The sequence below is a fragment of the Bacillus sp. ISL-77 genome (assembly GCF_018613105.1).
On sequence record NZ_JAGGQY010000022.1, the window covers coordinates 37,718 to 51,317 of the forward strand.

12 protein-coding genes and 1 pseudogene are annotated in these 13,600 nt (G+C 34.3%); 6 read left to right on the forward strand and 7 right to left on the reverse strand.

The window, feature by feature from the left end:
• Positions 1–57: 57 nt before the first annotated feature.
• Positions 58–459 (reverse strand): annotated as a pseudogene (locus tag J7E77_RS30505) (YrvL family regulatory protein).
• A 215-nt stretch (positions 460–674) separates the two neighbouring features.
• The gene (locus tag J7E77_RS08570; RefSeq protein WP_214713502.1) at positions 675–1,703 is read right to left on the reverse strand and encodes a DUF1835 domain-containing protein; all 1,029 of its coding nucleotides are present in this window, start codon (positions 1,701–1,703) and stop codon (positions 675–677) included.
• A 460-nt stretch (positions 1,704–2,163) separates the two neighbouring features.
• Between J7E77_RS08570 and J7E77_RS08575 the strand changes: the two genes are divergently transcribed.
• Complete coding sequence (locus J7E77_RS08575) at positions 2,164–3,387, forward strand: IS110 family RNA-guided transposase (protein WP_214713503.1); 1,224 nt, start codon at positions 2,164–2,166, stop codon at positions 3,385–3,387.
• A gap of 394 nt (positions 3,388–3,781) precedes the next feature.
• Entirely contained in the window at positions 3,782–5,008 is a 1,227-nt protein-coding gene (locus J7E77_RS08580) for an IS110 family RNA-guided transposase (RefSeq protein ID WP_214713504.1), read from the forward strand.
• Positions 5,009–5,139: 131 nt separating this feature from the next.
• Here J7E77_RS08580 and J7E77_RS08585 read toward each other — a convergent pair whose 3' ends face one another.
• Together J7E77_RS08585 and J7E77_RS08590 are read right to left on the reverse strand one after the other, a co-directional pair.
• Positions 5,140–5,496 (reverse strand): DUF2019 domain-containing protein, encoded by a 357-nt coding sequence (locus tag J7E77_RS08585; protein WP_214713505.1) that lies wholly within the window; start codon positions 5,494–5,496, stop codon positions 5,140–5,142.
• Positions 5,497–5,769: 273 nt separating this feature from the next.
• Positions 5,770–6,783, reverse strand: a complete 1,014-nt coding sequence (locus J7E77_RS08590; protein ID WP_214713506.1) for a DUF3231 family protein — start codon at positions 6,781–6,783, stop codon at positions 5,770–5,772.
• A gap of 257 nt (positions 6,784–7,040) precedes the next feature.
• Between J7E77_RS08590 and J7E77_RS08595 the strand changes: the two genes are divergently transcribed.
• The gene (locus J7E77_RS08595) at positions 7,041–7,517 is read left to right on the forward strand and encodes a hypothetical protein (protein WP_214713507.1); all 477 of its coding nucleotides are present in this window, start codon (positions 7,041–7,043) and stop codon (positions 7,515–7,517) included.
• A 910-nt stretch (positions 7,518–8,427) separates the two neighbouring features.
• Here the strand turns inward: J7E77_RS08595 and J7E77_RS08600 are convergent.
• The gene (locus J7E77_RS08600) at positions 8,428–9,174 is read right to left on the reverse strand and encodes a leucine-rich repeat domain-containing protein (RefSeq protein WP_308160472.1); all 747 of its coding nucleotides are present in this window, start codon (positions 9,172–9,174) and stop codon (positions 8,428–8,430) included.
• Positions 9,175–9,504: 330 nt separating this feature from the next.
• Between J7E77_RS08600 and J7E77_RS08605 the strand changes: the two genes are divergently transcribed.
• Positions 9,505–10,509, forward strand: coding sequence for a DUF3231 family protein (locus J7E77_RS08605; RefSeq protein ID WP_214713508.1), 1,005 nt, complete (start codon positions 9,505–9,507; stop codon positions 10,507–10,509).
• 24 nt (positions 10,510–10,533) lie between these two features.
• Positions 10,534–10,989, forward strand: a complete 456-nt coding sequence (locus J7E77_RS08610) for a hypothetical protein (protein ID WP_214713509.1) — start codon at positions 10,534–10,536, stop codon at positions 10,987–10,989.
• 132 nt (positions 10,990–11,121) lie between these two features.
• Here the strand turns inward: J7E77_RS08610 and J7E77_RS08615 are convergent, their stop codons facing one another.
• Both J7E77_RS08615 and J7E77_RS08620 read right to left on the reverse strand, forming a co-directional pair.
• Positions 11,122–11,559 carry an Imm26 family immunity protein gene (locus J7E77_RS08615; RefSeq protein ID WP_214713510.1) on the reverse strand — a complete coding sequence of 146 codons (438 nt, stop codon included), beginning with the start codon at positions 11,557–11,559 and terminating at the stop codon, positions 11,122–11,124.
• A 334-nt stretch (positions 11,560–11,893) separates the two neighbouring features.
• Positions 11,894–12,097 (reverse strand): cold-shock protein, encoded by a 204-nt coding sequence (locus tag J7E77_RS08620; protein WP_214713511.1) that lies wholly within the window; start codon positions 12,095–12,097, stop codon positions 11,894–11,896.
• A 678-nt stretch (positions 12,098–12,775) separates the two neighbouring features.
• Here J7E77_RS08620 and J7E77_RS08625 point away from each other — a divergent pair.
• Positions 12,776–13,408, forward strand: a complete 633-nt coding sequence (locus J7E77_RS08625; RefSeq protein WP_214713512.1) for a LysE family translocator — start codon at positions 12,776–12,778, stop codon at positions 13,406–13,408.
• The last annotated feature ends 192 nt before the right edge of the window (positions 13,409–13,600 follow it).

Genomic DNA, 13,600 nt, shown 5'->3' on the forward strand with positions numbered 1-13,600 from the left:
AACTCAAGCACCCTTAGTTGAAGAAGAAGCACATATGAAAAAGACTTAATTAGAAAATTACTTTTTATTTTTATCTTTATCATCAAAGGCAACTTCAATAATGAATAATAATAAAACGGCAACGATTTCTGTTTTCAATGGAATTGTAATACTATTCATAAATTCATCTACTGAATGTAATGCAAACCAAGTAAATGTACAATCAATAACCATTCGTGTGATAAATAATTAATATTTACCTGATATATATTGGGATAACAGCTTGATAAAAGCTATAGAGAATAAATCCACTACACCACCTAAAACAAAGAAGAACAACACAAAACCTATAAGGGAGTAAGACGATGTGTATTTCACTCCAAATAAACTAAAAAAGCCAACAAACCCAAAGAAAATACTCCCTATAACAAAAGTAATAGATAAGACAACAAAGAGTGTTAATGCTGTAATAACTATCATCTTTTCAAATAAATCCAAATCTCGAAAACGATTTTTTTATTATTTTTATTCATTGTTTAATAACAATTCCTTTTTCGAAAACTTACAAATTACTAACATTTTCGCACATCATTATAACATACCTTCTTTTACTAAACTGCAACGTTACTTGAATAAGAAATAGGCTTCACTCCATATTGAAGTACCCGTTAGTGAAAAGTAGTGAGTTAAAACATTTAACTAAATTTAATGCTGTAACAACGCATTGCCTCTAAGCTACCTTCATATCTAAAAATTCCATTTTCAATTAATTTTCTAACCCTATATTCTAAAAAACTGTCACCGATATATTGAAAAATATGTCCATACACTTCACCGATTAATCTTGCACATTTTATGAATCCCTTTTTCTTTCCAATCAACTTCTTGGCTTTTTCAATTATAAAATCATCATAATAGTCTTCAGAAACAATCTTTATTTCACCGTTTTCCCATATTCTTAACGTAGTAGAATTTACAGAAAGATTTAACCACTGTGTTTCAAAATGTTTACGCTCTTTGTCAGATAAATTTTTTTGATTTTCTTGAGAATATTTGTAAATGGATTGTAATTCTTCTGGAAGTACTCCTCCAGAAAAAAATGGGATATACTTTTTAGATTTTTTCTTAAATAATTCTCTATACAATTGCGCTGTATTAACGATAAAGATATTATTTTTTCTTTCCCTTAACAAGTGCATTGTAAAAAAAAGTCCTGTTTGTTCATTAGCATTTTCTGAAACCCATATGTAAATTGGAATATTTTCTGGAATAGAAACTAACCGAGCAATTGTTCTTTGAAGTTTATCACAATAATTTTTTGTTCCTTCTTCATCTCGTTCTAAGTTGCTTTTTATCCATACAAATCTTTCTCTTAGACCATTTTCTGTTTCTAAATTACCTATTGGGGCAACAGCAAAATTGTCGTTGAAAGTAACAATAAATTCTTCTTCGTGTAAGTTTAATTCTTTTAATGTTTGTCTTAAATATGGGTATCCAAAAGTGATGTGAACTTTTTTGTAATTGCCTTTATCGAATATATTTTCATTAAGGTATTCTGGGTAAAGAATGTAGTTATAAATTTCTTTAAGGTCTTTTGAGAACTCAACTAAAGAATAATCCCTCTCCTCCAACATTCCTATCCTAAAAAGAATAAGTTGCAAGTATGACCTTACTTCCTGTTCTGGTAGGTCTTTAACTATGTTTTTAATCTCAAAAATATCCACCTAAAAAACTCCTTATCTTATTGAGCTGTTCATATGTGCAGTATATCAAACCTCTAAGTATAATTTCCAAATCCTACAAATCATAATTACTACTTATCCGCTAATTGTATTAAGTTTCCTTCTTTAACTAACCTGACCGTTAGTGAAACAAGAAAGGGAGCTGCCGCAGCAACCCCGTTCTTCAACTATTGCACCCGTTAGCCATCCATGAAGCGCAAAAATCAGCGCTTCACCACAGAGAATGAAAATGGTCACGAACCGTCAATACTGATTCTACGGCTGGGAGAGGAAGGTCGCTGAACTATGGTGCGTTAGAGCCCATCCGTTAGTCTGACTCCACCGACCACGGTGCACCACTGACTGTCGCTCCCTTACGGGAAGCACTCATAGTAGATTAATCCTAATTCTGGTTGTTGCACCAGCCTCTAATATAATGATAGCCGTAGAAAGGAAGTTTTCAATGGATGTAATCATTGAAAGAGCGTGTGGTATGGATGTCCATAAGGACAACATTACTGCCTGTATTATGACAACTGAAGGAAAGGAGATTCAAACGTTTTCTACTAAAACGGTATTTCTATTACAATTGATTGATTGGATTAAACAACATAATTGTACCCATGTCGCCATGGAGAGCACGAGTGTTTATTGGAAGCCTATTGTGAACTTACTAGAAGCTGAGGATATTGAGTTTTTAGTGGTGAACGCCCAACATATGAAGGCAGTTCCAGGACGAAAGACAGATGTGAAGGATGCAGAATGGATCGCCAAACTTCTTCGCCATGGTCTACTTAAAGCCAGTTATATCCCTGACCGAAATCAACGTGAATTGCGTGAACTCGTTAGATATCGTCGAAGTATTATCGAGGAGCGTGCCAGACAACATAATCGAATCCAAAAAGTGTTAGAAGGCGCGAACATTAAGTTGGGATCTGTGGTTTCAGATGTGGTGGGTGTTTCAGCACGAGATATGCTTGATGCCATTGCCGATGGTGAAGAGGACCCTGAAAAACTAGCAAACTTCGCTCGACGCAGCATGAAGAAAAAGAAAGAAGAACTGGAACTCGCCCTAAAAGGCTATATCAATTCACATCAACGCCTCATGTTAAAAACCATTTTAGGTCATATTGATTTTCTTACTGAGCAAATCGAGATGCTTGATAAGGAAGTTGCGGACAGAGTCAGCTCTCATCAAGAAGATGTATCACGATTGGATTCGATTCCAGGTATAGCGACCAGAATGGCTGAGCAAATTCTATCCGAAATTGGGACTGATGTGAAGAAACAATTCCCCACTGCAGCCCATATGTGTTCCTGGGCAGGTTTGGTTCCTGGACAAAACGAGAGTGCCGGAAAAAGAAAATCAGCTAAAACCAAAAAAGGAAATAAGTATTTGAGATCAGCATTAACTGAAGCAGCTCATTCAGTAAAAGGTTCGAAGAACTATCTCGGAGCACTGTATCGACGAACAGCATCACGAAAAGGCAAAAAGCGAGCCGGAATAGTGGTCGCACATGCCATGTTACGTATCTCTTATTATCTCTTAACACGGAAAGAAATGTATGTAGACTTAGGCGAAGACTACTTTGATAAACAGAGACAACAATCTATCGTTCGGCATTCACTGAGACGACTCGAAAGTTTAGGATACACCGTTACGTTAGAAGAACCTAAAGCATCTTAATCAGTCACTTTTTAAACCATAGATCAATGAATCTGGCGCTCTCCCCTTTTTTAAAAAATAAATGAGCTGCGTCCTCTTTAGTATTGCCTTTTTTCACTGAGTTAAAGATGTTAATTTTCATGGTAGACAACCATGCCGCTTTCGCGGCACCATCAAATAAATGAAAATGTTTTTATACTAGTCTAGCTCCCCTTCCTCCTGTCAATCCTGATAATATGGCTGGCGAAGGAAGGTCGATCAACTATGGTGCTTTTAAGCCCGCATGGTAGACTGATTCACTACGACCAGGTGCACCACAAATTGTTGCTCTCGAATGAGAAGCACGCAGGATAGATTAATCTTATATGGTTGTTGCACCAGCCTTAATTTATTTCAGCCAAGGAAGGGTTTTATAATGGATGTTGTATTTAAACACCGTTGTGGACTTGATGTTCACAAAAAGAGTATTACCGCTTGCGCGATTACTCCAAAAGGAAAAGAAATCGAAACATTTGGTACGATGACACTTGACCTTTTCCAATTAGTGGATTGGATTAAAAGCAAACAGTGTACTCATGTTGCCATGGAAAGTACAGGTGTGTATTGGAAACCAATTTACAATTTACTAGAACTAGAAGAAATAAAACCGATGGTTGTAAATGCGGCTCATATCAAGGCTGTTCCAGGACGTAAAACCGATGTAAAAGATGCAGAATGGATTGCGAAATTGTTGCGCCATGGTCTTCTTCAACATAGTTATATCCCTAATCGGGAACAAAGAGAACTGCGTGAGTTAGTTCGATACCGCCGCAGTCTCATTGAAGAACGGGCTAGGGAGATTAGTAGAATCCAAAAGGTGCTGGAAGGTGCTAATATTAAACTTTCTTCGGTTGCGACTGACATTATGGGTGTCTCCGGTCGAGCAATAATTGAAGCGATTATCAACGGTGTAAATGATCCACAAACATTATCAAGCCTGGCAAAAAGAAGATTGAAGAATAAAAAGGATGATTTAGAACGTGCGTTAAAAGGATCCATTGGACCCCATCAAAAAATGATGTTAAAAACTCAACTCTCACACATTAACTTTATGGATCAACAGATTGAACTGCTAAGTGAGGAAGTCCAGCGACGTATGCAACCTTATGAAGAAGATATTGAATTGCTTGATTCTATCCCTGGAATCGGTAGAAGTCACGCCGAACAGCTTTTGGCTGAAATAGGAATTGGCATGGAGATTTCAAACCAGTTTCCTTCCGCTTCTCATTTATGTTCGTGGGCAGGTATGGTTCCAGGTAATAATGAAAGTGCCGGAAAAAAAAAGTCCGGAAAAACGAGAAAAGGTAATAAAAAATTGCGATCAGCACTCGTTGAAGCAGCACATTCAGCAGCTAAAACAAAAAACACATACCTATCTTCCCAATACCAACGTTTGGCGGCACGAATTGGTAAAAAACGTGCAGCAGTTGCGGTTGGACATACCATATTAACAATTGCATATCACATGTTAAAGAGAAGAGAACCCTATATTGAGTTGGGCGCAGATTACTTTGACCGACGAAAGAAAGAAATCGTGATCAAACAATCTATCAAACGGTTAGAGACTCTTGGTTGTAAAGTAACAGTTGAAGCAATAGCATAGCTATGGTCATAAAAATATAGTTAAAATTAGAACCCCAGATCTTTTAAAAAAAATCGATCTTACAGGGTTTAGTTTCGTATTGCCAAAAATGCCCTTTACCCATTACTATTTTCAGGATAGTACAATAACACCTAGCTAAGATAATCCTTTAAATTTCCTTTATCCCACTCAATTATTAACATTTCAACATCAAAGCCAAAAAGTTGAGGTTTACTGACTAATCGTTTTAGTACATCTTTCGCCTTTACTTCTTTTACCGAAAGTAAATGTGTGGCAGAACAATATTTAACATAGTCATTTGAGTGTTCAAGCAACTTTTCTAATTCAACAATCCCATTGCTTCCAAGACTTTTTAATGTTTTAAAGTTTTTGAAATTCTTATCGTATAAACGATTTGTCTTTCTTGAATTTTCGACAACCTCAAATGCAGCTACACCATATTCAATTGCTGATTTTATACATTTTTCTACCAAGGTATTAATTTCCACAGATACACTCTCCAACGAACTTAATTCTATTTTCTTTTTACCTAATTCACTATCCTTATTAAACAATCCTGCCCGTTACTTGAATAAGAAAAAGGCTTTACCCTGTTAAAGTAAAGCACCCGTTACTTTAAGTACAACACTTCACAATCTGCTTCGTTAATCAAACCAAAATAGGCGATGCCTTGTCAAAGCATCGCACCCTTTAGTTGAAGAAGAAACTTAGATATTATTTGCATGAAGGTCATGAGCAATTCATGACTTTTCCATAACTTTTTATTTTTTAATTATTTCTTTTCGTTCTACCATTTGAGGCGGTTCTTCCATCCATCCGTTATTAATCATAATCTTTGCACCTTCATGGGCATATTCGAAAATATCTTTAGTAAAAGCAGTATTTTTTGCTGCCAAATCGTTCCGTAAACTAAAAGCAGTTCCTACGGCATTGCCTCCCATAGAAAAACTACAAAACATACTGGTACAATACATCATGAGCTTATCGGAAAACGGAGGAACTGTTGAACGCGTCGCATTTCCGCCCGAGGGAGCAGGTATTTGGATATTTTCTTCGAGAAAAGTTTCACTCATCTCTTTAATAATACTTTTTGCGAGTTCTGCACCTTTTGTAAAAAATTTTTTCACTTCTGATTTATTGGCACATTGAGCAAAACCAGTAATCATTTGTAACCCAGTCACATTTGATTCAATACCATGAAAAATATAAGCAACCTCTATCGTATTTAAGGTTCTCTTGTTACCAATTTTAGTAAATGGATTAAGTCCACCCAAATAGTTTGTTTCTTTAACAAACTCAACCGAGTTGGGCATAGAAACATATGGAGCCCTAGCCAGCATCCCTTTTTCAATCAAATATTGTGTACAAGAATTGTAATATGCTTGGGTAATGGCGGTAAGTTCCTTAAAAAGCATGACAATATCTTCACGATATACCATGTTTATATTTAGTGTATGCAACCCCATACTAATTTCTTTTAGTAACCGTACAAACATGATGTCAAAACCATTATCATATAACTTAGGCACATCTTTGTTAACATCTTCAGTAGTAAACCCCACTGGGATTACAGCCCCTTCACTTTTGAAAATGTTTGTTATTTTGCCAACATAAATGTCGATTTCATTGTATACATCAGTCATGATTTTTTTGGCTTTTTCGTCATCAGCTTTTTCAATAAAGTATTCTAGTATTCGCAAAATCATCGTTTTCTCTTGGTATGTAAGCCATAGAACTCCAAGTTCGGATGCCGTTATTGCAGGTCTCTCAGGCATTCTGCATTCCTCCTATATTTTTTCTTCTTTATTTTGCTCTACAAAGAATACAATATCCTAAAAATTTATATACTTTACCTCGTTAATTGTTATAGAAAATAATATTTTTCCTTTAGCTAGAATATTTAAATACTGTATTAAGGAAAATAAATTTGCATGAAAAATTCGATGAAGAAATTTAGATGGAGGGATGGAATAACTACCCCATTCCAAATAGATACATAATAGTAAAAGAAAAGTGATAGAAGTGAATAATAATGATAACAAAAGATGAGCTTGAAAAAATCCTTTGGAGTATTGCTTTACCTGGGTTTGCCCAAATTCTGAACAAGAAATTTTTTAAGGGATTACTTTTCATCGGATTAGAAATATTGATCAATGTCCAATCCAACTTTAATGATGTAATTATTCTGAGTTTTCATGGGGAAATTGAAAAAGCAATTGGACAAACGAATTACCAATGGTTGATGTTTTATCCTTGTCTTTATTTTTTTGCGATTTGGGATGCTTACAGTGATGCAAACGGTAAAAAAGCATCCTTAGCGTTTCTTCCGTTTGTGTTTTCCGCCTATTTAGTTACAGTAGGGCTTATTTACTCAGCAACATTTAAAGTAAACGGAATGTTACTCGGACCTATTTGGTTACCAATGTTGTCATTACCCATCGGAATACTGATTGGAATTTTTTTGAGATATATGCTTTTAAAATTTATATATCGTGCCGAGGAAACTTAGGTACACTAGCTCAAAGAAATTAGTGATTCTTCAATAAAAGGAAACGCCAAAGGGTTCAATTGGCGTTTATTTTTTATTGAACTAACCTGCATCCGTTACTTCAATAAGAAAAAGTGCTTTACTCTTTATTCAAAGAATTTCTATGTTCGATTTTATATATAATTGAAGGCAAACAAGTAAAAAAATGTAAATAAAATACTTAATGTAATAGCCCACAAGAAATTAACATAATGAATTCGCATCATTATAAACATATTGACGTTAAAAAAAATCGACCACCAAATACTCCACCCGTTATAATAAGTAATCCGCCCAAATTTCCAACCAATCCATTCGACTACACTATAAATAAAGACCCATTTCAAAATATGAACTATTTGTTTTTTTAATGGGGTGGGATAAGTTGATAAGAAGATAAAAGTGGACAATGAAAAGGTTATTAAAACGTACAAAAGGTAGTCGTAATATGATTTATAATATAGTCTTTTTGGATTTTCCATAAATGATAATTATTAAGTGCAAAGATTTTATATAAAAAATCGCCAGCAATAACGAAAATTATCGTTGGATAGTAATGTTTGAAATTTTTCCAATCCCCCCAATACATAGCAGCCAAAATAGCCCATATTGCTATTGCTATATGAATTTTAATCACTTCCCAATACGATATACATTAATAATATTATTTGAATTTATTAGTATTCTTATGCCTTAAGATAAGGGAACACCTTCTTAAGCTAACCTGCCCGTTAGTGGAACAAGAAAAAAGAGCTGCCACCGCAACCCTTTGTTAAACATAAGCACCCGATAGTTTAAGTATAATATTTCACAATCTTATTATGTTCATTTCATTAGCCTGAACCCTTTAGCATAAATGAAAAAGGGTACTTTTCTTTTTTGAAGTAACCCATTATTTTTCGTATTGATATTTATATTTATCTTGAAACTCCCTAAACTGTTCCTCATATTTTCTCAACTTTGTTGAATCGGTAGTTGAATTTAAGAAAGGTTTTCGTTTACCAATTACCATTATATCTTTACCTTCTATTGGATTGTCTACTTTTACATAAGGCTCAAAGAGATCACATTTAGTATCAGGGAGGGCAACTGATAACCTTGCATATTCTTCCGTAGGAAGTTGATTTGATATTTTTAGTTCCAATAGATTACTTAAACTCGTGAGTGGTACAAGCGATTCATTTTTTATTCGTATGTTATATAAAGTTAAATACTTAAGATTGGTCAATTTCTTAAGGGGTTCAAGAGTATCAATATTCAGGGTATTCCATATACCACCTGATAACTCTAATTTCTCAAGGGATTGGCAATTTTGCATAGGATAGAAGTCATTTAATTTCTTGAAGTCCTCAATTGACAAATATTTTAGCTGATTATTTTTATTCAAATCCCACAGCTTTGTTGCCTTAGTATTCCAACACAAATGGATTTCTACTATATCTGAAAGGAGCTCTAGCGAAGATAGGTCTTCTACTTTAATTTCATAAATATAAATTATTTTAGGTCTTACGCAGCTAAGGATAAAATCAAACTGAGCTTGATTAACAGTAAACAACCATAACTTTTCAATATTTGAAATATCACTCAATCGTTCAAGATTTTTAGTTTTTCCTTGTAGAGCAACCTCACTTGGTAGCACTTCAAAGTCATTTAATCTTTAATAAAATTAGGTTGTTCACCTATTGGAAACATTTATGACCCTCCATTTGACTAAATTAACAATCTTAATTAGTAAAAGGCATCACAAGCCTATTACCTCTAAAATTCGACGTAATAAAAACTATTTCCTTCTACAACTAAACTGCCATTTAGTTGAAGAAGAAAAAAGCTTTACTCCCTATTGAAGTAAAGCACCCGTTACTTTAAGTGAAATTTTTCACAATTGGGTTTGTTGACGGACAAGCAAATAACATCCATAAAAATTCATATCACTTACTAAATTGGTAAATAATATCCTAGAGGTGATAATGTGGATGAGAATAAATTAAAACTCACATCTTCCGAAATAGGAACACTATGGGGAGAGTATGTGAACGGCACGGCGGTAGATATGGTAAATAAATATATGGTTTCTATTATTGAAGACGAGCCGATAAAAGCTATATTTGAGGAAGCTATTATTACATTTGAAAAACAAAAAAAGCAAATCGTAGCCTTTATCGAGAATGAGGGATTTCCTGTTCCTATTGGATTTAATGAGTCTGACCTCTTTAAAGGTAAACAGAGGTTATTCACGGATATATTCTGTCTGAATTATTTACATATTATGACCTTACATGGATTGCTGGGACACAGCACTGCATTAGCCGTTTCTGTTAGAAAAGACTTAAGGGACTTTTACGATTCATGCGATAACGATGCGAAAAAGATGTATCATCAAACCATTGAGTTATTGCTTGAGAAAGGAAGTTTTCAAAGAGACCCTTTATTTTACCCAGCTAAAAACCCTGAATATATTTCCAGCCAAGATTTCACAGATGGATTTTTTGGAAAGGGTAGAACATTATCAGCGACAGAAATCATTAGTATTTCTTTCAACCTTAAAAAGAGCATTATGACTAAAACCCTTTCTATCGCATTCAGTCAAGTTGCCCAATTAAAAGAAGTAAGGAAGTTTTTAACCGATTCCGAGAAAACGGCTGATGGTCAAATAAAAACATTTTCAAAAATAATGCAAACGGATAATTTACCAGTTCCGAAATCCTGGGAAACAGAAGTGACAACTTCAACTGATTCCCCCTTTTCCGATAAGTTAATGTTGTATCATATTGGTTTCTTGTTCCAAGCTGGACAAAACTATCATGGGGCAGGATTAGCATCATCTATGCGAGCAGACCTCGTAACAATTTATGAAGGGACTATTCTAAAAAATTTAATGGTTACAAAAAAATGGTATAACTTAATGGTGCAAAATAAATGGTTAGAACAGCCCCCTCTTGCTCCTAATAGAAAAGAAATTGCAAAAGAAATATAGAATAATCAGTTGCTTGTATGTTCAATGAATAAAAATATAATTGAAAAACTAATATGGAGTATCGCACTTCCTGGATTTGGTCAGTATTTAAACGAAAAATATTTTAAAGGCACGGTATTTTTGGTACTTGAATTTCTGATTAATATACAATCCAATTTCAATCAGATTATACTTATGAGTTTTCACGGAGAAATTAGTGATGCCATAAAACATACGAATTATCAGTGGCTGATGTTTTATCCTTGTTTGTACTTTTTTTCAATGTGGGATGCCGTTAAAGATGCTGGTGGAGGTAAAGACCCTATTTCTTTCCTTCCGTATGTATTCACTGCATTTTTTGTAACAGTTGGCTTGATTTTTTCATCAAACTTAGTGATATTTGGAGTATTATTGGGTCCTGTTTGGCTTCCAATGTTGTTTGTTTTTCCTGGGATAGCATTTGGAGGTATTATTAAGAAAATCATAAATAACAGTCTTTGAAAACCATCCCCTAATAATAAAGGATGGTTTTTGTTTATTCCACTAAACTGCACAGTTAGCACAACAAAAAAAAAAGACCGCAGCAGCGATCTCCATCTTTAACTCTTGCCCCCGTTAGTGGAACAAGGAAAATTATTTTTCATCATCTTTGAGCCACTTATCATCTCCCATAATCCTATCAATGATGTGATTATCCGCCCAAACTGCCGCTACTTCTAATTTTTCACATTCCAATTTAGTTGCACTTCGGATTTCCCCTTTATGGTAAATGGAATATTCACCTGAGATACTATCAATGATACAGGAAGGAGGTGGAAATGCTTCATCATCACTTTTAAAAGGGCGATATTCTACAACTGTCCAATCTCCTGATTTTAGAACATATTCATATACACCAACAATAAATTGGTACTCCTCAACCTTTGGAATATCTTCAATACTTTCTCCGATATATTTATAAATACCTATGCCAGCATCTTTAAATATTCTACCAAAAGCATATTTACCATTAGGTAAAGGAATAGCATATACATCCCCAATTTTGATTCGTTTACGTTTCTTTCCTGTCATTAAAATCACCACAATCTTAAAACATATTGATAATAAGTTCTACGTTTCGGCTGACTCTCCTTCTTAAGCTAACCTGACCGTTAGTGAGAAAGCGACTGCTTTTTTAGCAATCGCACCCATTAGTTTAAGTACAAAACTTCACAGTTTTAGCCACTCTCTACAAAAGCACTTTAAAATTGTAATTAGGAGAATTCGTCATTATGTGATACACTGTGTTTACCATTTGATTTACTTGTTTACATGTGCCCTACTCATTCGTGAGTGGGGTTGCTTGTTTTTAAAAGAAGAAATAAAAAAACAGACTCTATAAAGAGCCTGCTTTAGTTTGTTCTTATTATGCAGCTTTACGCACGTTAGCTGCTTGAGCTCCACGTTGACCTTGCTCAACGTCAAAAGTAACTGCTTGACCTTCGTCTAAAGATTTAAAACCTTCGCCTTGGATAGCTGAGAAATGAACGAATACGTCTTCTCCACCTTCACGTTCGATAAATCCGAAACCTTTTTCTGCGTTAAACCATTTTACTTTACCTTGTTCCATTTTGTTTCCTCCTGCTGTGTGCTTTGCACACAAAGTGTTACTATCCTTGCACTCAGTGATCATCAAGACGAAAAGTTAATCTTATACTATCCTTTACACCGAACAAAAATAATTCTTCTAAAGTTTAACATTTTTTAAAAGTATTTGCAAGAAGACATAAACAAAACCATTTTTGCCACTCATGAATTCTTTCACCTGGTTTTGAATTCTTATGTTGTTCTTATTCAAGTAAAGCACCCTTATATACAGTATCATTTTTAACCGTATTTATCGTAAATAACGAAACAAAAATAGCGTATTTTCTAACTTTGTTTACTTATTATCTTCAGTAAGTATTTATAGTTTTCAACGTTAACAAACATAGGACTTTATTTGGAGGGGTGGGTATGATAGGCTTGGCTGCCTGATGAAACAACTGCTTCAGCCTTTCAAGACAAATCATACCCACGGAGGCTCCAAGTCAAGTCCTTAAACGCTTATCTATGGATACATATAAACAAAGATAAAAGGTGCACTATTCCAGGGAATTATTGCTGATACTGTATATAACTGACCGTTAGTTTAACAAGGAAATCAATGAAAAAAAGATTTATGTTCAATAAATAACACGCTTTATATATAATAATGTGTAAGAATCACATATTCAAACCTTATCAAAAGCAGAAAGGAGATACTAAAATGGAAAACTTTTATATGTTTGTCCTTATGTGTATTTTTTTTATCATTTTACCTGGTCCCGATACTGCAATAGCTACAAAAAATACTGTTACCGCTGGGAAAATCGGAGGTTTTAAAACAGGTTTAGGTATTTGTTGTGCCCTTCTTATCCATACTTCTGCTGCTGTATTAGGTCTTTCAGCCATCATTGTGAAATCAGCGTTATTATTTTCTGTCTTTAAATATGTGGGGGCTGTTTATTTAATTTATCTGGGTGTTAAGACATTATGGTCTTTAAAGAAAAAGGAAGTAGCAGCAAGCGTTGAGATGAATACAAAAAGCAAGATGGTAAGCACATCTTGTTTTAAACAAGGGTTCCTTACAAATCTCCTGAATCCCAAAGTTGCTATTTTATTCTTAACCTTTTTCCCTCAATTCGTTGACCCTGGAACCAATACTTTTTTACCGTTTGTTATAATGGGTACCACTTATACTGTAATGACTGCCCTATGGTCTTTTCTTTATGTATATTTAATTAATCATATTAGTGCTTTTATGAAAAAACCTAAAACACAAAATATTATTGAAGGAATCACGGGGACAATACTGATTGGTTTTGGTGTAAGACTATTTCTTGAAAAGGCTCATAATTAGATTATTATTATGTATTTTGATAAGACCCTTGATTTTCCTAAATCGATGGGTCTTTTTTTTTGAAATTTTTTATGCCTTTATTGAACTCCCTCAGTTTAATACGATTTTCTCACGAATACTCGCTTATTCGCAGGATTTCATAACCCTTAATATGGATTTAACGATTAAATGAAATGAGTTCAGATCATTATG